Genomic DNA, 20,816 nt, shown 5'->3' with positions numbered 1-20,816 from the left:
GGTGATTACTGATAGCCCTTGGGGAAGGGATCGGGCTTGATCAGCTCCGGGGTTTCGAAGATCACGTCGAACTGGCCGTCCTTGCGGATCTGGGCGATGCGGGTCTTGCTCCACAGGTGGTGGTTGGGGTCGATCTTGACGTAGCCTTCGGGCGCTTCCTTGAATTCCAGGCCGGCCGAGGCGGCGACCACTTTGTCGACATCGAAGCTGCCGGCCTTTTCCACCGCCATCTTCCACAGCCAGGGGCCCAGATAGGCCGCCTGCGTCACGTCGCCGACCACGGCGTTGGCGCCGTACTTGGCCTTGAAGGCTTCGACGAATTTCTTGTTGTTGGCGTTGTCCAGGCTCTGGAAGTACTTCATGCAGGACCAGAAACCCTCGGCGTTTTCGCCGCCGATGCCCAGCAATTCGTCTTCGGTCACCGAGATGGTCAGGAGCTTCTGCTTGCCGCTGGTCACGCCAGCCGCCTTGAGCTGCTTGTAGAAGGACACATTGCTGCCGCCCACCACCACGGCGAACACGACATCGGGCTTTTTCAGTTTGATCTTGTTGATCAGCGAGCCGAATTGCGTGTGGCCCAGCGGGTAGTATTCCTCGCCGACCACTTCGCCCTTGAGCACGTTCTCGATATGCTTGCGGGCAATCTTGTTCGACGTTCGCGGCCAGATGTAGTCGGAGCCGATCAGGTAGAACGAGCGCGCCTTCTGCTCCCGCGCCAGCCAGTCCAGGCTGGACAGGATCTGCTGCGTGGCCTCCTGGCCGGTATAGAAGACGTTCTTGGATTGCTCCAGGCCTTCATAGAAGGTCGGGTAATAGAGCAGGCCGTTTTCTTTCTCGAACACCGGCAGCACCGCCTTGCGCGAGGCCGAGGTCCAGCAGCCGAACACCGTGGCGACCTTGTCGCTGACCAGCAGCTTGCGGGCCTTTTCGGCAAAGGTCGGCCAATCCGAGGCGCCGTCTTCCTGGACGATCTTGATCTTGCGGCCCAGGATGCCGCCCATGGCATTGATCTGCTCGATGGCCAGGCGTTCGGATTGAATCGACCCCGTTTCGCTGATGGCCATGGTGCCGGTCGCCGAGTGCAACTGGCCTACCGTGACTTCGGTGTCGGTAATGGCCAGGCCGGTGGTGTTGATGGCCGAGGTGGCCGGGGCGGCCGCGCGCGACAGAGCCGGTATGGTCAATAGCGGCAGGGAGGCAAAAGCCAGGGCCAGGCGCCGGCGCGAGGGCAGTTCCGGGGCATTATCGAAAGGGGTTTTGCCAGACATCGATGACTCCTCAATGGATCACGACCAGGGAAACCGAGCATGCGCGGCACATGCCGCGGCCCGGAGGGTGAGGGCATACTAGGAGCCGATGACGCAGTGCAACATACGTTGATTGACGTAGAGGCAGGCCCGCCCCCCGGGCGTTACAACGGCAACTACGTTCAATGACGTATCCCCACCCCCCCCGGAGCCCGATTTGTCTGCCAGCGCGCCTCAACGCATCGTCAAGATCCGCCGCGACTACAACACCTGGGTCGCCAATGAGACGCTGGAAGACTACGCCCTGCGTTTCACGCCGGTGTCGTTTCGCAAATGGTCGGAGTTCCGCGTCGCCAATACCGCCCTGGGCGCCGTGTCTTTCCTGGCGCTGGAAGCCATAGGCGGCGCACTGGCGCTGAACTATGGCTTTATCAACGCGTTCTGGGCCATCGTTGCCGTGGCCCTGGTCACCTTCCTGACCGGCTTGCCGATCGCCTATTACGCGGCGCGCCATGGCCTGGACATGGATCTGCTGACGCGAGGAGCCGGCTTTGGCTATATCGGCTCGACCATCACGTCCCTGATCTACGCCTCCTTCACCTTCATCTTTTTTGCGCTCGAAGCGGCCATCATGGCGCTGGCCATCGAGCTGGCCACCGGCTTGCCGCTGTCCATCGGCTATCTCCTGTGCGCCGTGGTCATCCTGCCCATGGTGGCGTATGGCATTACCTTCATCAGCCGACTGCAGTCATGGACGCAGCCGATATGGCTGGTGCTGCTGCTCTTGCCCTATGCCTTCATCGCCTTCCGCGATCCCGGGGCGTTGCAGGAGTTCCTGCGGTTTCCGGGCTATGACGGCCGTGGCGGCAGCTTCAATCTGCTGATGTTTGGTTCGGCGGTGGCGGTGGCCGCCTCGCTGGTGACGCAGATCGGCGAACAGGTCGACTTCCTGCGCTTTCTGCCCGAACGCACGGCGGCCAACCGCGGTCGCTGGTGGCTCGCGCTGATCTGCGCGGGTCCGGGCTGGATCCTGCCAGGCGCGGCCAAGATTCTGGGCGGCGCCTTTCTGGCCTGGCTGGCCCTGTCCCTGGGCGCGCCCGCCGACAAAGCCGGAGACCCCACCCACATGTATCTGGCGGCCTATACCTATGTCGTCAGCGATCCCGGTCTGGCACTCGTTCTGGTAACGGCCTTTGTGGTGGTCTCGCAGGTCAAGATCAACGTGACCAATGCTTATGCCGGCTCGCTGGCCTGGTCCAACTTCTTTGCCCGCATCACGCACAGCCATCCGGGACGGGTGGTGTGGCTGGTGTTCAACGTGCTGATTGCCGTCGTCCTGATGGAGATGGGCGTGTTTGGCGCGCTGGAGCATGTGCTGGCGGTGTTCTCGCACGTTGCGCTGGCCTGGATCGGGGCGCTGGTGGCGGATCTGGTGATCAACAAGCCGCTGGGCCTGTCGCCCAAACGCATCGAGTTTCGCCGCGCCTATCTGTATGACATCAACCCGGTCGGCGTGGGCAGCATGCTGATCGCCATGACGCTGGGCCTGCTGGCCTTTGCCGGCGTGTTTCCGGGCACGGCGGGCGCGCTGGCGCAGGCCTTGTCGCCCTTCGTGGCCTTGCTGGCGGCCTTTGTCTGCGCGCCGGTCATCGCCTGGCGCACGCGGGGACGCTACAACCTGGCGCGCACGCCCGTCGATGTCGCGGGTTCGGATCACGTCTGCGTGATCTGCGCCAACCGCTTCGAACAGCCGGACATGGCGCATTGCCCGGCCTATAACGGTGCCATCTGTTCCTTGTGCTGCACGCTGGATGCCCGCTGCCAGGATCGCTGCAAACAGCAGGGACGATTGAAGGACCAGATGCAGGCGGTCCTGGGCCGGCTGTTGCCGGCGCGGGTGACGCCGCTGCTGCATAGCCGCCTGGGCCACTACCTCCTGATCGTGGCGGGCATGGGCGCGCTGCTGGCCGGCATCCTGGGCTTGATCTACTACCAGGAGGTCGCCAGCCACATGCGGGCCGGCCTGGACCCCTCGGGATTGCGGCCAACCTTCCTGAAGCTGTATGCCGCCTTGTTGCTGATCGGCGGCGTGGCGGCCTGGTGGCTGGTGCTGGCCCATGAAAGCCGGCGTGTGGCGCAAGAGGAATCGGACCGTCAGACCCATCTGCTGCTGCGCGAAATCGAGGCGCACAAACAGACCGACGCGCAGTTGCAACAGGCCAAGGAGGCGGCGGAAAGCGCCAATCTGGCCAAGAGCCGCTTCATGGGCGGCATGAGCCATGAGTTGCGCGCGCCCTTGAACAGCATTCTGGGATACGCGCAGATTCTGCTACGCGACCCGGGCTTGCCACCGGCGCGGCGTGAGGCCATTGATGTGATTCATCGCAGTGGCAAGCATTTGATCGGGCTGATCGATGGTTTGCTGGACATCGCGCGCATCGAGGCGGGCAGGCTCAGGCTGGAGAACAGCGAACTGCGCTTCCCGGAGTTTCTGGAGCAGATCGTGCAGATGTTCCGGCCGCAGAGCACGCTCAAAGGGCTGACCTTTTGCTATGAAGCGGCGGAGCTGCCGTCCATTGTGCATGTCGACGAAAAGCGCCTGCGGCAGATTCTGATCAACCTGTTGAGCAATGCGCTGAAGTTCACCTCGGCAGGGCAGGTGTCGATGCGCGTGAAGTCCGCGGCGGACATGGTGCTGTTCGAAGTGGAGGACAGCGGCCGAGGCATACCCGCCGAGGATCTGGAGCGCATCTTTCTGCCCTTTGAGCGCAGTTGGGCGGCGGCCGAGCAGGCCGATTCCGGCACCGGACTGGGCCTGACCATCTGCCGCATGCTGACCGGCATCATGGGCGGCGAGTTGACGGTGCGCAGCGCCGTCGGCCGCGGCAGCGTATTCACGCTCAAGCTGTTTTTGCCGGAGGTGCGCTCGCCGCGCCGCGATGCCCGACCATCGGGGCTGGTGGTGGGCTATCGCGGCGAGCGGCTGCGGATCCTGACGGTGGATGACCAGCCTTCGCAGCGGCGCCTGGTCCGCGACCTGCTGGAGCCGCTGGGCTTTGAAGTACACGAAGCGCCGCATGGCGCGGCTTGCCTGGCTTGCGTGCATACGTTGCGGCCAGCCCTGATATTGATGGACGTCTCGATGCCGGACATGACGGGATGGGACGTCTTGCGGCGCTTGCGTGATGAAGGCGTGGCCGTGCCCATTGTGATGCTGTCGGCCAATATCCTGGGGCTGGACCCGAAAGACCCGGCGCAGAGCGGGCACAATGCATTCATTGCCAAACCAGTGATGTATGAGGATTTGCTGAGTCAACTTGGCCGTTTGCTCAAGCTGGACTGGCAGGTGGCGCAGGTGGAAGCGGCGCTGCCGGCGGGTGATCTGCACCGCGTGGCATTGGAGCGCGAAGATGCCGAAGCGTTGCTGGAACTGGGGGCCATGGGCTATATCAAGGGCATACAGGCCAAGCTGGAAGAAATACAGGGCCGCCGGGCCGAAACGCATGAATTGACGGCGCATTTGCGAGCGCTGGCTGGCGAGTTTCAACTGAGTGAATTCAATCAGCTGCTTAAACACCATGTACAGCGCCACCATGCCCACGCCCGATAAGAACCTCGTCATGCTGGTCGATGATGCGCCTGACAATCTGAAAATGCTCTCCACCGCATTGGATGCGGCGGGCTATCAGGTGCTGGTGGCAACCGATGGCCAGTCGGCGATAGAACGGGTGGATTTCGTGGTGCCGGATATCGTGCTGCTCGATGCGGTGATGCCCGGGATGGACGGGTTCGAGACCTGCGCGCGCTTGAAGGCCCATCCGGCAGCGGGAGATGTGCCGGTGGTGTTCATGACGGGCCTGACCGATCCCGAGCACGTATTGAAGGGGTTTCGGGTGGGCGGCGTGGATTATGTGACCAAGCCGCTGGACCCGGATGTGGTCGTGGCCAGGCTGCGGACGCATTTGCGCAATGCACGCAGCCTGTCGGCGGCCTTTGATGCGATCGATGCGGCGGCGCGAGCCGTGGTGGCGCTGGATGCGCGCGGGCTGCCCATCTGGAAGACGGGCAAGGCGCGGATCTGGTTGGCGGCGTATTTCGGTTGCGCGGAGGATGCGGCGGAGCTGCCGGCGCCCTTGGCGGATTGGGTCGCGGGCAATCTGGCGGCCGGGCCGGCGGCTGAACCCTTGGTGACTGTCAGCGCGCGAGGGCGCTTGACCCTGAGTCTGTCGGCATCACGGCGCAGCGGCGAGACGTTGCTGCTGTTGCAGGAGACGGCGCCGTTGGCTACGGCCTACGGTCTGACCCCGCGTGAGGCCGATGTGCTGCGCTGGTTGGCCAAGGGGAAAACCAATCGGGACATCGCCGAGATTCTGGGCATGGCGCCACGAACGGTGAACAAACACCTGGAACACATCTACGTCAAACTGGGCGTGGAAACGCGCGCGGCGGCGGCGGCGTTGGCCGTGCGGCAGGGGGAGGCCTTTTGAAGCGCTGCGCGGCATGGCGACGCTAGGCACGCTGATGACGCCATGAACCCCGCAAAAAGGAAGGCCGCACCAGCGGCCTTGCGCGGTGACCGTGGTGGTCGTGCGGTATAGTCCGCGTCAACCGACTTTACAGTCCTCGCTCGATCACCGAGTCGATTCGAAACTCCCGGTCTTCACACATGCGCTCCCGACATCCCCCACGCGGTGCCGTACTTCTGCTGATTGACTTGCAGCGCGCCATTGACCATCCCAGTTGGGGCGAGCGAAATAACCCCGATGCGGAGCGACAAGTGGGCCGACTCCTCGCCCATTGGCGTGGCCAAGGCTGGCCTGTTTGGCACGTTCGCCACGACTCGACAAGTCCCACATCTCACTACCGGCCGGGCCAGCCAGGACATGAATTCAAGCAAGAGACAGCGCCTATAGCCGGAGAATTGGTCATTCCGAAACAGACGAACAGTGCGTTTATCGGAACCGACATGGAAGACAGGCTCCGCGCCAATGGCCTCCACACATTGGTCGTGGCGGGAGTCATCACCAACAATTCAGTTGAGGCAACGGTCCGCATGGCCGGAAACCTTGGTTTCCAGACATGGCTAGTGGCCGACGGTTGCTTCACATTTGCACGAACAGACTGGAATGGGTCACCGAGAAGCGCTGAGGATGTTCACGCGATGTCGCTCGCAAACCTTGACTCCGAATATTGCACCGTGATTACTGCAGATGCGCTGTTAAGCACTCTCGGCTGACGCGAGCTTGCGCCCAAGGCGGCGGCACGCGTGCGCGATGGCCAGCGTCCAGCCCGGACTGAGCGCTTCCCTGCGCTCCACCGTAACTATGACGTTATAGTGGCAGCCAAATACAAAGAGAGAGACGATGGAAGACAAATCCTACCGAGCGCGTATGGTCCCGGAGCTGATGGTTAAGGACCTCGCACGAAGCCGGAAATTCTGGATCGAACTGTGCGATTTTGAGGTGGTCTATCAGCGCGAGGAAGAAGGATTTGTCTTCCTGGACCGGGAGGGTGCACAGTTCATGCTTGAAGAGGTCCGCGGCAACGGTGGCTGGATCACGGCACCGCTGGAAGCGCCATTGGGCCGCGGTATTAATTTCGAAATCAAGGTGAAGTCCATCGCCACACTGTGCGGGAAACTGCAGGACGCCGGTTGGCCGTTGTACCGGGAACCCCAGGAGCGTTGGTATAGAAGCGGGCAAACCGAGATCGGGGTGCATCAATTCCTGGTGCAAGATCCCGATGGCTACCTATTGCGCTTTTCTGCGTGGATTGGAAATCGCCCCTTGTAATGCACTAGATCATGTGCAATAGGTTGGTAAAAAGCAAACTTGCGCACAGGAGCGCTATTCCGCAGCGCCGCTTTCGAAGCGTCGGGGAATTCTGCATTAGCCAGCGCGTGCCACTGCTGACCGTCGAGCTTAATCTGGAGTGTGTGCCCGCGCGGCGCCGGCCCACCACTGTTTGCCCCACTCCTGGTTACCCGCAAGATAAATGATCAGCCCATGCGAATGGGTGAGAAGGCGCGCTGTACAAAACGCGACCGACTTTATTTATCGTTTTCAAGCGGGCCGAAGCCCGCCCCCGCCTCACTCCACCGTCACGCTCTTGGCCAGGTTCCGCGGCTTGTCCACATCCGTCCCGCGCGCGCATGCCGTGTGATACGACAGCAATTGCAGCGGCACGGTGTGCAGGATCGGCGACAGCTTGCCGTAGTGCTCCGGCATGCGGATCACGTGCATGCCTTCGGCGCTCTGGATCTTGCTGTCCGCGTCGGCAAACACATACAGCTCGCCGCCGCGCGCGCGCACTTCCTGCATGTTGGACTTCAGCTTTTCCAGCAGTTCATCCTTGGGCGCGATGGTGACGACAGGCATGTGCTCGGTGACCAGCGCCAGCGGGCCGTGCTTGAGTTCGCCGGCCGGATAGGCCTCGGCGTGGATGTAGCTGATTTCCTTGAGCTTGAGCGCGCCTTCCAGCGCGATCGGGTAGTGCATGCCGCGGCCCAGGAACAGCGCATTTTCCTTGGAGGCGAAGCGATCGGCCCAGGCCATGATCTGCGGCTCCAGCGCCAGCACCGAACCGATGGCGGCCGGCAGGTGGCGCAGCGCCTTCAGGTGCTCGGCTTCCTGCTCGTCGGTGAGCTTGCCGCGCGTCTGCGCCAGCGTCAGGGTCAGGAGGAACAGCGCGGTCAGCTGGGTGGTGAACGCCTTGGTCGACGCCACGCCGATCTCGACGCCGGCGCGCGTGATGTACGACAGCTTGCACTCGCGCACCATGGCGCTGGTGGACACGTTGCAGATGGTCAGCGTGTGTTCCATGCCCAGCGAACGCGCATGCTTCAGGGCGGCCAGCGTGTCGGCGGTTTCGCCGGACTGCGAGATGGTCACGACCAGCGAGCGCGGATTGGGCACGCTGTCGCGATAGCGGTATTCGCTGGCGATTTCAACAGCGACCGGAATCTTGGCGATGGACTCGATCCAGTACTTGGCGGTCAGGCCCGCGTAGTAGCTGGTGCCGCAAGCCAGGATCAGCAGGGAATCGATCTCCTTGAAGATCTTGTAGGCATCGTCGCCGAAGAGTTCGGGCGTGATGGCTTCGATATCCTGCAGCGTATCGCCAACGGCGCGCGGCTGTTCGAAGATTTCCTTCTGCATGTAGTGGCGGTAGGGGCCCAGTTCGGCGGCGCCCGTGTGCACGTGCACGGTATGCACTTCGCGTTCGACGTTCTTGCCGGCGGCGTCAACGATCCAGACGCGCGAGAGCTGCAGGTCGACGACGTCGCCGTCTTCCAGGTAGATGATCTGGTCGGTGGTGCCGGCCAGCGCCAGCGCGTCCGAGGCCAGGAAATTCTCGTTCTGGCCCACGCCCACCACCAGGGGCGAACCCTGGCGCGCGCCCACCACACGGTGCGGTTCGTCGCGGCAGAAGACGGCGATGGCGTACGCGCCATGCAGGCGGCGCACGGCATTCTGCACGGCCTCGAACAGGTCGCCCGCGTACAGGTGGTTCACCAAGTGCGCGATGACTTCGGTATCGGTCTGGCTTTCGAAGACGTAGCCCACGGCCTGCAGCTCGGCGCGCAGTTCGTCGTGGTTCTCGATGATGCCGTTGTGGACGAGCGCGATGCGCGGCTCGTCGTTGCCCAGGTGCGAGAAGTGCGGGTGGGCATTGTGCGTGGCGGGGACGCCGTGGGTGGCCCAGCGGGTGTGGGCGATGCCCGTAAAGCCTGTGATCTTGTCCTGCGCGATCTGCTCGCCCAGTTCGGCCACGCGCTGCGTGCTGCGCGTGCGGCGCAGATGGCCGTCGGCGTACACGGCGACGCCGCAGGAGTCGTAGCCCCGGTATTCCAGGCGCTTGAGGCCTTCAACAAGGATCGGGGTGATGTCGCGCTGGGCGACGGCGCCAACAATGCCGCACATAGGAGAGACTCCGGTAAGTTCGTGTACCGACGCATTGTGCGCGACCCCAAAAGAAATTTGATTTCTTTATATTGGTGAATTTGGCAGTTAATTCCCTTACACAAATGTGATTAAATAATCTTTCCTATAAATCCAGTTTTTGAATTAATCATGCAAAACATGCCGATTTCGCTACCCGAACTGGATGATCTGGACCGGCGAATTCTTGAACAGTTACAAGAAGACAGCTCGCTGACCAACCAGGATCTCGCCGCAAAGGTGCATGCATCGCCTCCGACCTGCCTGCGGCGGGTGCGGCGGCTGGTGGACGAAGGGGTGATCGACAGGCAGGTGGCCATCCTGTCGGCCGAAAAGCTGGGCAGCACGCTGACGGCCATCGTCGAGATCACGCTGGACGTGCAGGCGGCCGAAAGCCTGGACGCGTTCGAGCAGAGCATGCTGACGGAGCCCGCCGTGCTGCAGTGCTATCGGGTGTCGCCGGGTCCGGATTTTGTCGTGATCGCGCAGGTCAAGGACATGCCGGCCTACCATGCGCTGGTGCACCGGGCGTTCACGGCGCAGGCCAACGTGCGCAACGTGCGCACGTTCTTCTCGGTGCACCGGGCCAAGTTCGAGACACGGATCGACGTGCGGGCTTAAGCAAGTCAGCGCACAATATCATTTGCGCCAAGCGCGTCGGCTCCCCCCGAGGGATAATCAACCGGGGACGAGCCAAGATCCCGTGGTCCTGCCAGGAGCATCCCTTTGCCAATGCAGTCAACTCAATATCTCGAGATGATCGCGACTCACCTGAACGCACCGTACGGACAAATCGTGGACGCGAGCGACGTCGCCGCGGCATTGCGATCCGGCGACTTGGCGTCGGTTTCGGGCGACGACCTGGCAAGAGAACTGCTTGCCAGTATGTTCGTCGAACTCGAACCCGAACTCATCGGCAGAGCCAGTTTCGAAGCGGGGGTGCGGCTGGAAGAGGCTCAGCGACTCTATCAGCAAACCCGCGATCTCTTCGGATTGCCCAAGGCTGCTCGCTGGGAAGAGGCTATTGAGGGGGTGCTTTGATGAGCACGACATGGGCAGACATCCAGCGCCATCGCGCAGCCGGCCCATGGAGGGCCCTGGAGGCGCGCGCGCAGGTCCTGGTTGACGATGCCCGCCGCCACGGTGGCGAGTCCTTCCAGCCGGTGCTAGGGGGTGGCACGCGTTTGATGCTCGCGCTTGATCATCGCATCAGCGACGATATCGACCTGTTCGTCGACTCCCCCGGGTGGCTCCCCTATGTCTCACCGAGGCTCAATGACATGTTTGAGGATGAGCTTGCGGGTTACAACGAAGACAACGCCCATGTGAAGATTCGTTTCGCCGAAGGCGAAATCGATTTCGTCGTGGCGGCGCCTCTGCTTCCTGGCTCGTCGCATACCTGGAATCCTCCCGCTTCCGAAACGCGGTTCCCATTGGAACCGCCAGCCGAAGTATTGGCCAAGAAGTTGTTTTTCAGAGGCTGGGCGCTGACCGCTCGAGACTTGTTTGACTGGGTAGTCCTTCAAACAGAAGCCCCCCCCGCTGCCATCCCCGAACGGGCGTTGGCCTCGCTTCTCAAGGCCAAACTCGACGGCCTTGACGCGGCGCTGACGCATATGGTGCAAAGACCGTCCCAGCGCGTTGCGTGGGATCGGATCAGAACGCATAAGCCGCGAGACCTCGATTCGGCAGCGCAATGGGCCAAGGCGAAGGTAGCCGAATGGTCTGAATTTGCCTTTGCTGAAAGCAAGGTTTCCGGCACCTCACGCTGACAGCTGGCTGCGGCGCCTGCCTGGGACTACCGCCGCCCGATCAGCCGCTCGAACTGCGCCAGATACCGGTTGCCCATCTTCTGCACGTCGTGCTCGTTGCGCACGTATTCGTAGGCGCGTTCGGTGACTTCCTGGCGGAAGGCCGCGTCGTCCAGGCAGCGCGCCATGCCGGCCGCCATGGCGTGATGGTCACCCACGGCACACAGCACGCCACGGCCGTCGGCCAGGCTTTCCTTCAGGCCGCCGGCGTCGGTCGACACCACGGGCACGCGCTGCAGGAAGGCGTCCAGCACGCTGCTGCCCAGGGCTTCTTCTTCGGAACTCATCACGAAGACGTCCAGGATGCTGTAGAAGTCCTCCACGCCCTTGCGAAAGCCCGCGAAGCGGTACACGTCCTCGATGCCCAGCTTGCGCGCTTCGTCCTTGGCCTGCTGTTCGCGGTCGCCGCCGGCGCCGAAATGCAGGAAGACGAAATCGCGGCGCGTGCGGGCCAGTTCACCGACCGCGCGCACCAGGGTCACGGGATCCTTGTCGCGGATGAGCGCGGCGGAGGTCGCCATGACCTTCCTGCCTTCCAGGTCGAATTCGCGCACCAGGCTGGCGACGTTCTCGGCGTTGATCTGGTGGGGTTCGACCGCGCTGCGGATGATGACGGGCTCGATGCCCAGGCGCCGCGGCTCGCCCGCGGCCATCTCGCTGATGGCGACGAAGAGGTCCGCGTGCCGCCATTTGAAGCCGGTTTTCCATTCGTCGCCCGGCTTGACCACGAACGAGGTGCGGCGGGAAAACGCCACCGGACGGCGGTGCAGCCACTTGGTCAGCACGGCCCACGTGATGGTGTTGGCCGTCTGCGCATGGATGATGTCATAGCGGCCCGCGCCGGCCAGGAAGGCCAGCTGCCCGGGCACGTTGCGCACAGTGTGGGCGACAAAGCCTTCCTGGCGGGCGCGCTCGGCCAGCGGCGCGCCTTCGCGGCACATCACTTCGACGTCGTGGCCGGCCTTGCGGAACGCGCGCATGCAATACAGCGTCTGCCGCTCGCCGCCGCGCCAGCCCTTTTCGAAGTTCAGTTGCAGGATCTTCATGCGCGGCCGATGCCCGAATATTCAAAGCCCTGGCCGCGAACGTCGGCCGGCGTGTACAGGTTGCGGCCGTCGATGATGAGCGGCGTCTTGAGCAGGGCCTTCACGCGGTCGAAGTCGGGCGCGCGGAAGACCTTCCATTCGGTGGCGATCAGCAGCGCATCGGCGCCGTCCAGCGCGTCGTACATGTCGGACGCGAAGCTGACCCCCTGGTGGCCGGCCAGCACGCGCCCGGCCTCGTGCATGGCGACGGGATCGTAGGCTCGCACTTGCGCGCCACGACGCGTGAGCTCGGCGATGACCGTCAGGCTGGGCGCTTCGCGCATGTCGTCGGTATTGGGCTTGAAGGACAGGCCCCACAGGGCGATCTTGCGGCCGCTCAGGTCTTCGCCAAAGCGCGCAACCACCTTTTCGGACAGGCGGAACTTCTGCGCGTGGTTGGCGGCCTCGGCGGCCTCGATGACGCGCATAGGCAGGGCATGTTCGGCGGCGGTGTTGACCAGCGCCTGCACGTCCTTGGGGAAGCAGGAGCCGCCGTAGCCCGCGCCGGGATACAGGAAGTGGTAGCCGATGCGCGGGTCGGCGCCGATGCCGCGGCGCACCTGTTCGACGTCCGCGCCCAGGGCCTCGGCCAGGTTCGCCATTTCATTCATGAACGAAATGCGCGTGGCCAGCATGGCGTTGGCGGCGTACTTGGTCAGTTCCGCGGAGCGCACGTCCATCACCATCAGACGGTCGTGCGTGCGCTGGAAGGGTTCGTAGATGCGGCGCATCACGCCGATGGTGTAGTCGTCGTCCGCGCCGACGATCACGCGGTCCGGACTCATGAAGTCGTTGATGGCCGCCCCTTCCTTCAGGAATTCGGGGTTCGACGCCACCGTGTAGGGGATATCCACGCCGCGCTCGGCCAGTTCCTTGGACACGACCGCCCGCACCTTGTCGGCCGTGCCGACGGGCACGGTAGACTTGTCCACGATCAGCTTGCGCGACGTCATGTGGCGCGCGATGTTCTGCGCGGCCGCCAGCACGTACTTCAGGTCGGCGGAGCCGTCCTCGCCCGGCGGGGTGCCCACGGCGATGAACTGCACGTCGCCGAACGCCACGCTTTGCGCCACGTCATCGGTGAAATGCAGGCGGCCGGCCTGCACGTTGCGGCGGACCAGGTCTTCGAGGCCGGGCTCGTAAATGGGAATGCCGCCCTGGCGCAGCAGCGCGATCTTGGCCGCGTCCACGTCCAGGCACATGACATCGTTGCCCATGTCGGCCAGGCACGCTCCCGACACCAACCCCACGTAACCGGTACCCACGACCGTGATTTTCATGCCTGAACGCCTTCAAAATAGGTAAGCTTCGCGCCCGGCCACTGAAACCGGGCGCCGGCCGCCATTATAGAAGCGGCCGGCGCCCCGGGGCCGACGGCGCACAACGGGCCAAAATGGCGCTAGGTCCGCAGCTTGCTGAAGCGGACGGTGTTGACCACCACGGCCAGCGCCGCGCAAACCGTGCCCAGCACCAGCGCCAGCCCGGGCCCGTGGGCCGCGCTGACGCTGAACGCGATCGCCACCAGCGCGGTGCCGAAGCTTTGCCCGAACACCCGGGTGGTGGCCTGCAGGCCGCCCGCCGCGCCGCTGCGCATCCGGGGCGCGGCGGACAGCAGCGCCCGGTTGTTGGGCGTCTGGAAGAAGCCGAAGCCCACGCCGGCCACGAACATGCCGACGATGATCGGCCAGTTCGACACCGAGGAAGGCAGCAAAGCCAGCCACAGCATGCCGACGACCATCGTGGCCGCCCCCACGCCGCTCAGCGTGGCGGCGGAAAAGCGGTCGGACAGGCGGCCCGCAAGCGGCGCGATGATGGCCGTGCCCACGGGCCAGGCGCCCATCAGCATGCCCACCTCCAGGTAGGGACGGCCCAGCACCTGCTGGAAATAGAACGGCAGCGACACATACGAGGCCATCTGCGCGGCGAAGGTGCACGCGGACGCGCCCACCGCGAACGCCAGCGGCCGGATGCGCAGCAGGTCCACGGGCACCAGCGGGGCGGGCTGCCTGCTGGCCCGACGCACCAGCACCATGCCCGCGACCGCGGCAATGGCCACCAGTCCGATGCCGCGCAACAGGTCCTCTCCCATCATGTCCACGCCCGAGATGAACACGCCCAGCGTGGCCATGCAGAGCAGGGCGCTGATCCAGTCCAGCTTCACGTCGTTGCGCGGCACTTCGGGCAGATGGCGCAATCCCAGCATCGCCAGCGCGCAGATGGGCAGGTTGACCGCGAAGATCCACGGCCACGGCGCCACCGACAGGATGGCCGAGCCGATGGTGGGACCCAGCACGGACATGATGGCCACCGTGGTGGCGTTGATGCTGATGCCCCGCCCCAGCATCTTCAGCGGGTAGATGTTGCGCACCAGTCCGCCGAACATGCACATGAGCGTGGCGGCGCCCAGCCCCTGGAACACGCGCGCGGCGGTCAGCTGCCAAAGGGTGCCGGCCAGCGCGCATCCCAGCGAAGCCAGCGTGAACAGCACCAGGCCGAACGTGAACATGCGGCGAAAGCCGATGCGCTCGGCCAGCGCCGACAGCGGCAGGAGCGCCATCACGACGGCCAGGTTATAGGCGTTGACGATCCAGACCGCCTGGGCGGGCAATGCGTCGAGGTCGGTGGCGATGGTGGGCAGTGCCACGTTCGCGATGGTGGTGTCCAGCACCGACAGGCTGATGCCCGTCATCACCGTGGCCGCGGCCCAGTACCGGCGCGGCGCCGGCAGGCCGTCGGGCGGCGCGGGCCTGGCCGCGCCCCCCGGGGCCGCGTCGTGCTCCGGCATCACGACTTCTTTACCGGGCGCTGCCATCCGTCAACGGTGACCTGCTTGGGCCGCGACACCGTCAGCTTCTCAGCCGGCGCGTCGCGGGTCAGGGTGGTGCCGGCGCCCAGGGTCGCACCGCGGCCCACGCGCACCGGCGCGACGAGCTGCGTGTCGGAACCGATGAAGGCGTCGTCTTCAATGACGGTGCGGTGCTTGTTCACGCCGTCGTAGTTGCAGGTAATGGTGCCCGCGCCCACATTCACGCGCGCGCCGATATCCGCGTCGCCGATGTAGGCCAGGTGGTTGGCCTTGCTGTCTTCGCCCAGCACGCTCTTCTTGATCTCGACGAAGTTGCCGACGTGGCTGCGATCGCCAAGTTCTGCGCCGGGGCGCAGGCGGGCGTACGGGCCTACGCGAGCATCGCGGCCCACCTGGGCCTGCTGCAGGTGGCTGAAGGCTTCGATGTGCGTGCCGGGGCCGACGCTGACGTCGCGCAGGACGCAATGCGGGCCCACGCGCACGCCGTCGGCCAGGGTCACCTGGCCCTCGAACACGCAGCCCACATCGATGAACACGTCGCGGCCGCAGCTGAGCGAGCCGCGCACATCAAAGCGCGCCGGATCGGCCAGCGTCACGCCGGCCTCGAGCTGGCGGCGGGCCTGTTCGGCCTGCCAGCGACGCTCCAGTTCAGCCTGCTGCACGCGGCTGTTCACGCCCAGCGTTTCCCAGGAAGCGCCCGGCTGGGCCGCGCCCACGGGGACGCCGTCGACCACGGCCAGTCCGACCACGTCGGTCAGGTAGTACTCGCCCTGGGCGTTGTTGTTGTCGATGCGGGACAGCCAGTCCTTCAGCTTGGCGGTCGGCGCGCTGAGGATCCCGGTGTTCACTTCCTTGATCTCGCGCTCGGCGTCCGAGGCGTCCTTGTGTTCGACGATGCGGCACACGTTGCCCTTGCCGTCGCGCACGATGCGGCCATAGCCGGTGGAATCGGCCAGCACTTCGGTCAGCACGGCGGCGCCCTGGCCGCGTGCATCCAGCAGTCGCTGCAGGGTTTCGGGTTGCACCAGCGGCACGTCGCCATACAGCACCAGGGTCACGTCGTCCTTGCCTTCGCCTTCCAGCAGCAGCGGCACGGCCTGCTGCACCGCGTGGCCGGTGCCCTGCTGGGGCTGCTGCAGCACGAAGTGCAGGTCGTCCTGGCCCGCGAAAGCCTGCTTGACGCGGTCCGCGCCATGGCCGACCACCACGATGATGCGCGCCGGCTTCAATTGGCGCGCGCTGTCCAGCACATGGCCCAGCATCGGTTTGCCGGCCAGCGTGTGCAGCACTTTGGGAAGGTCGGACTGCATGCGTTTACCCAGTCCGGCGGCAAGAATCACTACATTAAGCATAAGTTCCAGTAGGTTTGAGGACGGGCGGGCGGCCTTGCGGCCGTTCCGCGTGTCGATTGAAAGATAGGGTCAGGGCTTGCCGTCGGCAGGCCCGGTTTTCTTGGCGGTCTTGGCCGCGCGCTTGGAGGCGGCGGGCTTGCGGGCCGCCGCCGGCTTGGAGGCCTTGGGAGCCGGCTGGGCCGCGGACTTGGGCTCGGCGGAATCGGCCTTCGCGCCCGCGTCCGCCGCACCCTGGGCCGAGGGCATGGATGCAGCGGTGGCCGCGGCGATCTGGTTGAATTGCTGCTGCAGCAGGTCCCACCATGCCTTGGACGCCGACTGCGCCGCCGCGCCCATCTGTTCGCTCATGCCTGCCGCCGATTCATGCCCTGCCGCGGCCGACGCGCCCGCGCCGGGTGCCGCGCCTTCGGTCTTGGCTTCAGCCTTGGCGCCGCCGTCGTCACCGGCGGAGGACGCGGCCTTCTTCGGGGCGGGCTTGAGCCCGAGCACCACCTCGAGCGGCGACGCCGCGCCGCTTTCCTGGACGGCGCCCATATCCATGCGGGACGCGCTATCCACGAAAGCCCGCAAGGTGCTGATGGTGGAGCGCTGCACTTCCATGCCCTGGATGGTGCTGGACAGCATGCTCAGGTTCATGCGCAGCCAATTTTCCACTGAGCGCAGTTCCGCGATGCGGCGGTCCAGGTCCTCGAGGTTCATCGGCGGCGCCATCGGCAGGCTGCTGGCAAGGCCTCCGGGGCCCGTCAGGCCGGCCCAGGCCTGGCGCATCATTTCCATGCTGGCGAGCAGCGGATTGCCCGAGAGGTCGGAGTTCTGGCCCATGCCCGGCAGGACGAACGGGTTGGTGAATTGGTCGCTCATTCCAGGTCTCCCCAAAGTCAGATGATGTCCGCCGGCTGCAAGTGTCAACCCGGCAGCAGCTGGTTGTTCTCGACGCGCACGTGGTCGCCGGAAGCAAAAGAGAAGGGCTGCGCACTGCGGAACTGGCGCGTGCTGCCGTCGCTCATGCGTACCGTAAGCTCATAGTGCGTCACTGTTTGTTGCTGTCTGATATTACGCTCAACTTCACGGCCTGCCAAAGCACCGCCCACTGCGCCCAGCACGGTCAAAGCCGTCTTGCCGCTGCCTCCGCCAAATTGATTACCCACCACGCCGCCCGCCACGCCGCCGGCGATGGTGCCGACCAGATGGTCGCTGTTGTCCTTGACGGGCACCTGCACCTGGCGGATGGTCTCGACGACGCCGCAGCTCGCGCAGGCCTGCTGCGCGGCGAGGGCCGGCGCGGGACGGGGCGCGGATGCCGAGGCGGGACGCGCCTGCTGCGCCTGCTGCGTCGGAGCGACGGGCTTGTCCGGCGCGGGCGCGGTGGCGGGAACGGGCGCCAGGTTCGCGCCTTCGGGGCCGGCCTCGGCCACGGGCTCGTCCGCATGGGGGTTGGCCGAAGGCGTGGGCAGCCAGCCCATCACCGCGGCCACGCCGACCGAGCACATGACGATGACGGCAATTGCCGCAGAGGCGACGAGCGGATGCAGCCCGCGGCGCGGCGAGCCGGTTCGAGTGGATGTATTCATGACGATGCTCCATCGTAACTAACCGGCAGTGGTATAGCACCCGGGCGCGGTTTCGGCATGTTGCGATGGTGACCCTTCTTTGCAGGGCGCGGGGGTGGTGGACAGGTATGCGCTTTCGTGGACAATAGGCGCATGGATTCCATCACCCTGCCCCAGCTCGAACAGGCGATCAACTACTGGCGGAACGTTTCGCCATCGGTCGGCGAGGAATCGCGCCTGTGCCCCGAGGCAGCCGCGCTGGCCACGCCCTATGCGCTGATGATCATCGCCCACCAGCGCGAGATCTCCGCTGCGGAACTCAGCGACAAGGCCCGCGCCGCGCTGGCCGCGTGGGCGGCCGCAAGGCCCTGACCGGACGGCCGCGCCGGCCCACCGTCGGCCCCTTAAAGTCGGGGCCCTTGGATTCAGCCCTGGAATTCAGCCCTTGAGCAGGGCCTGGATGTCCTGCGTCAGGGCGTCGACCCCGATGTTGTTGTTGGCCAGCACCCGCGACTCGCCCTTGCCGTCCAGCAGATAGAACGCCGCGGTGTGGTCCATGGTGTAGTTGCCGTCCTTGGTGGGCGCCTTGGCGTAGTAGGCCTTGAACGACGCGGCGGCCTTCCTGACCTGATCAGGGGTTCCGGTCAGCCCCAGGAAGCGCGGGTCGAACGCCGTGACGTACTGCTTGAGCACCTCGGGCGTGTCGCGCTCGGGATCCACCGTAATCAGCAGCACCTGGACGCGATCGGCGTCCGGGCCCAGCTTCTTCATGACTTCCGTCAGTTCGGCCAACGACGTCGGGCACACGTCTGGACACTGCGTGAAACCGAAGAACACGACGACGACCTTGCCCGCGAAGTCGGACAGCTGGCGTGTCTTGCCGTTGTAGTCGGACAGTTCCACGCCACGGCCCAGTTGCGTGCCGGTGATATCGCTCCCCTTGAAGGTGGGCGCGCTCTCGCCGCAGGCGGCCAGGGCGGCGGCGACGGCAGCGGCGGCGCCCAATCGCAGGGTCAGCCGGCGGCTGGCGGAAAACACGGACATCGACAACCTCCAGGGGATCAGCGCAGCAGGCCGACCCAGTGGTCCACCAGCAGGGCGCCAAAGAGCAGCGCCAGGTAGAGAATGGAAAAACGGAACATGCTGCGCGCCAGCTCGTCGCTGTATTGGCGATAGAGCCGCCACGCATACGACACGAACATGCCGCCCAGCACCAGCGCCGACAGCAGATAGAGTTCGCCGCTCATGCGGATGGCGTAGGGCAACAGCGTCGTCGCCATCAGCGCAACGCTGTACAGCAGGATGTGCAGCCGGGTGAACTGATTGCCGTGGGTCACCGGCAGCATGGGCAGGCCGGCCTTGGCGTAGTCGTGGTTGCGGTAGAGCGCCAGCGCCCAGAAATGCGGCGGCGTCCAGATGAAGATGATGAGCACCAGGATCCAGGCCTCGGCCGGCACGGAATCCGCCACGGCCGCCCAGCCCAGGGCGGGCGGCATGGCGCCCGACAGGCCGCCGATCACGATGTTCTGCGGCGTGCGCGGCTTGAGGATGATCGTGTAGATGATGGCGTAGCCCACAAAAGTGGCGAACGTCAGCCACATGGTCAGGGGGTTGACCATGTTGTAGAGCACGAACATGCCCGCGCCGCCCAGCAGGCCCGACAGGCTCAGCACCTGGAACGCGGAGATGGTGCCGCGCGCCGTGGCCCGACGCGCCGTGCGCAGCATGCGCGCGTCCACTTCCTGTTCGATCAGGCAATTGATGGCGAACGCGGCGGCGGCAAGCAGCCAGATCCCGATCGTGCCGAACAGCACGCGGCGCATGTCCGGAATGCCCGGGGCGGCCAGGAACATGCCGATCACGGCGCAAAACACCGCCAACTGCGTCACGCGAGGCTTGGTGAGGACGAGGTACTGGCGGAGCAATCCGGATTGAGGAGCGGCAAGACTGGTCATAGTGGACCCTATTTTAAACGCGCACCAAATTGGGGCCGTACCGCCCCGCCGGCTCGCGTCCGGCAGAGGCCAGACGCACCATCAACACCACCGAGGCCAGCGTCAGCCCGGCCGCGCCCCCATTGTGCAGCACTGCGATCAGCAGCGGCCATTGGAAGAAGATCGTGGTCAGGCCGGTGAACAATTGCGCGCCCAGCAGCGCCAGCATCAGCGTGGCCGGCCCGCGCAGGCCGGGTTCGGCGGCGCGCAGCCGCCATGCCAGGATGCCCAGGTAGACGAACACCACGAAGGCGAAATTGCGATGCACCCAGTGGATGGCCGTCAGCGCGGGCTGCGAGATCATCTCGCCGGAAGGCAGTTCGCCCAGGCCCCGGATGACCGAATATCCGCCGTGGAAATCCATTTCCGGAATCCATTGCCCGTGGCAGGTGGGGAAATCCATGCAGGCCAGCGCGGCGTAATTGGTGCTGACCCATCCGCCCAAAGTCACCTGGACCAGCAACAGGGCGAATCCGCCCGCCACCCAGGGCCGCCAGCGCGCGGCGGCCGCGCTCACGGCCAGGTGCGGACGTTCGCGCGCGGACAGCCAGGTCATCAGCGCCAGCACGGACAAGCCGAACACCAGGTGCGCGGTGACGACGGCGGGCATGAGCTTGTGGGTCACCGTCCAGGCCCCGAAGGCGCCTTGCACGCACACGGCCACCAGGGTCGTGACGGCAAGCGCCGGCGAGCGGCCCAGTTCCCGGCGATAGCGCCAGGCCATGTAGACGATGCCGATGATCAGCATGCCCAGGATGGCGCCGACATAGCGGTGGATCATTTCGATCCAGGCCTTGGACAGGGTCACCGGGCCGAAGGGCATGGCCTGCGACGCCTCGTGGATATCGCCCATCGCGCCCAGCGGCGTGGCGCTGCCGTAGCAGCCTGGCCAGTCCGGACAGCCCAGGCCCGAGTCCGTCAGGCGCACGAAGGCGCCGAACATGATCAGGTCCAGCGTCAGGAACCAGGTGAAGAAGACAAGCTTGCGATAACGCGCTTTGATGCGGTCCATATCAAAATCAGAAAACAAA

19 protein-coding genes are annotated in these 20,816 nt (G+C 65.0%); 8 read left to right on the top strand and 11 right to left on the bottom strand.

The window, feature by feature from the left end:
- Window positions 1–5: 5 nt before the first annotated feature.
- Window positions 6–1,268: an urea ABC transporter substrate-binding protein gene (gene urtA, locus ABE485_RS11670; RefSeq protein WP_346515458.1), complete on the bottom strand. Its 1,263-nt coding sequence runs from the start codon at window positions 1,266–1,268 to the stop codon at window positions 6–8.
- A 196-nt stretch (window positions 1,269–1,464) separates the two neighbouring features.
- Here urtA and ABE485_RS11665 point away from each other — a divergent pair, with 196 nt between their 5' ends.
- The 4 genes from ABE485_RS11665 to ABE485_RS11650 all read left to right on the top strand — a co-directional run bounded on the left by ABE485_RS11665 (window position 1,465) and on the right by ABE485_RS11650 (window position 7,039).
- Window positions 1,465–4,857: a hybrid sensor histidine kinase/response regulator gene (locus ABE485_RS11665; protein ID WP_346515457.1), complete on the top strand. Its 3,393-nt coding sequence runs from the start codon at window positions 1,465–1,467 to the stop codon at window positions 4,855–4,857.
- Complete coding sequence (locus ABE485_RS11660) at window positions 4,826–5,734, top strand: response regulator (protein WP_346515456.1); 909 nt, start codon at window positions 4,826–4,828, stop codon at window positions 5,732–5,734. Before ABE485_RS11665 ends, ABE485_RS11660 begins: the two co-directional genes overlap by 32 nt.
- 179 nt (window positions 5,735–5,913) lie before the next feature.
- The gene (locus tag ABE485_RS11655) at window positions 5,914–6,483 is read left to right on the top strand and encodes a cysteine hydrolase family protein (protein ID WP_346515455.1); all 570 of its coding nucleotides are present in this window, start codon (window positions 5,914–5,916) and stop codon (window positions 6,481–6,483) included.
- A 127-nt stretch (window positions 6,484–6,610) separates the two neighbouring features.
- Window positions 6,611–7,039 (top strand): bleomycin resistance protein, encoded by a 429-nt coding sequence (locus ABE485_RS11650; RefSeq protein ID WP_346515454.1) that lies wholly within the window; start codon window positions 6,611–6,613, stop codon window positions 7,037–7,039.
- Window positions 7,040–7,336: 297 nt separating this feature from the next.
- Here the strand turns inward: ABE485_RS11650 and glmS are convergent, their stop codons facing one another.
- Window positions 7,337–9,169, bottom strand: coding sequence for a glutamine--fructose-6-phosphate transaminase (isomerizing) (glmS, locus tag ABE485_RS11645; protein ID WP_346515453.1), 1,833 nt, complete (start codon window positions 9,167–9,169; stop codon window positions 7,337–7,339).
- Window positions 9,170–9,319: 150 nt separating this feature from the next.
- Here glmS and ABE485_RS11640 point away from each other — a divergent pair, with 150 nt between their 5' ends.
- The 3 genes from ABE485_RS11640 (at window position 9,320) to ABE485_RS11630 (ending at window position 10,959) form a co-directional block, all read left to right on the top strand.
- A complete protein-coding gene (locus tag ABE485_RS11640; RefSeq protein WP_346515452.1) occupies window positions 9,320–9,808 on the top strand; it encodes an Lrp/AsnC family transcriptional regulator in 489 nt (162 codons plus the stop codon).
- Between the two features lie 111 nt (window positions 9,809–9,919).
- Window positions 9,920–10,228, top strand: coding sequence for a hypothetical protein (locus ABE485_RS11635; protein ID WP_346515451.1), 309 nt, complete (start codon window positions 9,920–9,922; stop codon window positions 10,226–10,228).
- A complete protein-coding gene (locus tag ABE485_RS11630) occupies window positions 10,228–10,959 on the top strand; it encodes a nucleotidyl transferase AbiEii/AbiGii toxin family protein (protein WP_346515450.1) in 732 nt (243 codons plus the stop codon). The genes ABE485_RS11635 and ABE485_RS11630 overlap by 1 nt, the downstream gene beginning before the upstream one ends.
- A 26-nt stretch (window positions 10,960–10,985) precedes the next feature.
- Here ABE485_RS11630 and ABE485_RS11625 read toward each other — a convergent pair whose 3' ends face one another.
- The 6 genes from ABE485_RS11625 to ABE485_RS11600 all read right to left on the bottom strand — a co-directional run bounded on the left by ABE485_RS11625 (window position 10,986) and on the right by ABE485_RS11600 (window position 17,812).
- Window positions 10,986–12,044, bottom strand: a complete 1,059-nt coding sequence (locus tag ABE485_RS11625) for a glycosyltransferase family 4 protein (protein ID WP_346515449.1) — start codon at window positions 12,042–12,044, stop codon at window positions 10,986–10,988.
- Window positions 12,041–13,363: a UDP-glucose dehydrogenase family protein gene (locus ABE485_RS11620; RefSeq protein ID WP_346515448.1), complete on the bottom strand. Its 1,323-nt coding sequence runs from the start codon at window positions 13,361–13,363 to the stop codon at window positions 12,041–12,043. Before ABE485_RS11620 ends, ABE485_RS11625 begins: the two co-directional genes overlap by 4 nt.
- A 119-nt stretch (window positions 13,364–13,482) precedes the next feature.
- Window positions 13,483–14,868: an MFS transporter gene (locus ABE485_RS11615; protein ID WP_346515447.1), complete on the bottom strand. Its 1,386-nt coding sequence runs from the start codon at window positions 14,866–14,868 to the stop codon at window positions 13,483–13,485.
- The gene (gene glmU, locus ABE485_RS11610; RefSeq protein ID WP_346515446.1) at window positions 14,868–16,241 is read right to left on the bottom strand and encodes a bifunctional UDP-N-acetylglucosamine diphosphorylase/glucosamine-1-phosphate N-acetyltransferase GlmU; all 1,374 of its coding nucleotides are present in this window, start codon (window positions 16,239–16,241) and stop codon (window positions 14,868–14,870) included. The genes ABE485_RS11615 and glmU overlap by 1 nt, the downstream gene beginning before the upstream one ends.
- A gap of 69 nt (window positions 16,242–16,310) precedes the next feature.
- The gene (locus tag ABE485_RS11605) at window positions 16,311–17,102 is read right to left on the bottom strand and encodes a PhaM family polyhydroxyalkanoate granule multifunctional regulatory protein (RefSeq protein WP_346515445.1); all 792 of its coding nucleotides are present in this window, start codon (window positions 17,100–17,102) and stop codon (window positions 16,311–16,313) included.
- Window positions 17,103–17,146: 44 nt separating this feature from the next.
- Window positions 17,147–17,812, bottom strand: a complete 666-nt coding sequence (locus ABE485_RS11600) for a glycine zipper 2TM domain-containing protein (RefSeq protein ID WP_346515444.1) — start codon at window positions 17,810–17,812, stop codon at window positions 17,147–17,149.
- 132 nt (window positions 17,813–17,944) lie between these two features.
- On the opposite strand from ABE485_RS11600, the gene ABE485_RS11595 reads away from it, so the two are divergent.
- Window positions 17,945–18,163 carry a DUF3717 domain-containing protein gene (locus tag ABE485_RS11595; protein ID WP_346515443.1) on the top strand — a complete coding sequence of 73 codons (219 nt, stop codon included), beginning with the start codon at window positions 17,945–17,947 and terminating at the stop codon, window positions 18,161–18,163.
- A 66-nt stretch (window positions 18,164–18,229) separates the two neighbouring features.
- Here the strand turns inward: ABE485_RS11595 and ABE485_RS11590 are convergent, their stop codons facing one another.
- The 3 genes from ABE485_RS11590 to ABE485_RS11580 are packed head-to-tail and all read right to left on the bottom strand — an operon-like array spanning window position 18,230 to window position 20,797.
- Window positions 18,230–18,835, bottom strand: coding sequence for an SCO family protein (locus ABE485_RS11590; protein ID WP_346515442.1), 606 nt, complete (start codon window positions 18,833–18,835; stop codon window positions 18,230–18,232).
- Between the two features lie 17 nt (window positions 18,836–18,852).
- Entirely contained in the window at window positions 18,853–19,746 is an 894-nt protein-coding gene (gene cyoE, locus ABE485_RS11585) for a heme o synthase (RefSeq protein ID WP_346515441.1), read from the bottom strand.
- Window positions 19,747–19,759: 13 nt separating this feature from the next.
- Window positions 19,760–20,797, bottom strand: a complete 1,038-nt coding sequence (locus tag ABE485_RS11580; protein WP_346515440.1) for a COX15/CtaA family protein — start codon at window positions 20,795–20,797, stop codon at window positions 19,760–19,762.
- Window positions 20,798–20,816 lie beyond the last annotated feature (19 nt).

It is taken from the genome of Achromobacter spanius (assembly GCF_039673305.1).
GTDB lineage: Bacteria > Pseudomonadota > Gammaproteobacteria > Burkholderiales > Burkholderiaceae_B > Achromobacter > Achromobacter spanius_F.
Note: the sequence above shows the minus strand (reverse complement) of the source record. Positions and strands in the feature narration are given on the sequence as shown.

Excerpts from the sequence above, each read along its gene's own strand:
- urtA (WP_346515458.1), bottom strand. The coding sequence starts at position 1,268 with ATGTCTGGCAAAACCCCTTTCGATAATGCCCCGGAACTGCCCTCGCGC.
- ABE485_RS11660 (WP_346515456.1), top strand. The coding sequence starts at position 4,826 with ATGTACAGCGCCACCATGCCCACGCCCGATAAGAACCTCGTCATGCTG.
- ABE485_RS11655 (WP_346515455.1), top strand. The coding sequence starts at position 5,914 with ATGCGCTCCCGACATCCCCCACGCGGTGCCGTACTTCTGCTGATTGAC.
- ABE485_RS11650 (WP_346515454.1), top strand. The coding sequence starts at position 6,611 with ATGGAAGACAAATCCTACCGAGCGCGTATGGTCCCGGAGCTGATGGTT.
- glmS (WP_346515453.1), bottom strand. The coding sequence starts at position 9,169 with ATGTGCGGCATTGTTGGCGCCGTCGCCCAGCGCGACATCACCCCGATC.
- ABE485_RS11640 (WP_346515452.1), top strand. The coding sequence starts at position 9,320 with ATGCAAAACATGCCGATTTCGCTACCCGAACTGGATGATCTGGACCGG.
- ABE485_RS11635 (WP_346515451.1), top strand. The coding sequence starts at position 9,920 with ATGCAGTCAACTCAATATCTCGAGATGATCGCGACTCACCTGAACGCA.
- ABE485_RS11630 (WP_346515450.1), top strand. The coding sequence starts at position 10,228 with ATGAGCACGACATGGGCAGACATCCAGCGCCATCGCGCAGCCGGCCCA.
- ABE485_RS11625 (WP_346515449.1), bottom strand. The coding sequence starts at position 12,044 with ATGAAGATCCTGCAACTGAACTTCGAAAAGGGCTGGCGCGGCGGCGAG.
- ABE485_RS11620 (WP_346515448.1), bottom strand. The coding sequence starts at position 13,363 with ATGAAAATCACGGTCGTGGGTACCGGTTACGTGGGGTTGGTGTCGGGA.
- ABE485_RS11615 (WP_346515447.1), bottom strand. The coding sequence starts at position 14,868 with ATGCCGGAGCACGACGCGGCCCCGGGGGGCGCGGCCAGGCCCGCGCCG.
- glmU (WP_346515446.1), bottom strand. The coding sequence starts at position 16,241 with ATGCTTAATGTAGTGATTCTTGCCGCCGGACTGGGTAAACGCATGCAG.
- ABE485_RS11605 (WP_346515445.1), bottom strand. The coding sequence starts at position 17,102 with ATGAGCGACCAATTCACCAACCCGTTCGTCCTGCCGGGCATGGGCCAG.
- ABE485_RS11600 (WP_346515444.1), bottom strand. The coding sequence starts at position 17,812 with ATGAATACATCCACTCGAACCGGCTCGCCGCGCCGCGGGCTGCATCCG.
- ABE485_RS11595 (WP_346515443.1), top strand. The coding sequence starts at position 17,945 with ATGGATTCCATCACCCTGCCCCAGCTCGAACAGGCGATCAACTACTGG.
- ABE485_RS11590 (WP_346515442.1), bottom strand. The coding sequence starts at position 18,835 with ATGTCCGTGTTTTCCGCCAGCCGCCGGCTGACCCTGCGATTGGGCGCC.
- cyoE (WP_346515441.1), bottom strand. The coding sequence starts at position 19,746 with ATGACCAGTCTTGCCGCTCCTCAATCCGGATTGCTCCGCCAGTACCTC.
- ABE485_RS11580 (WP_346515440.1), bottom strand. The coding sequence starts at position 20,797 with ATGGACCGCATCAAAGCGCGTTATCGCAAGCTTGTCTTCTTCACCTGG.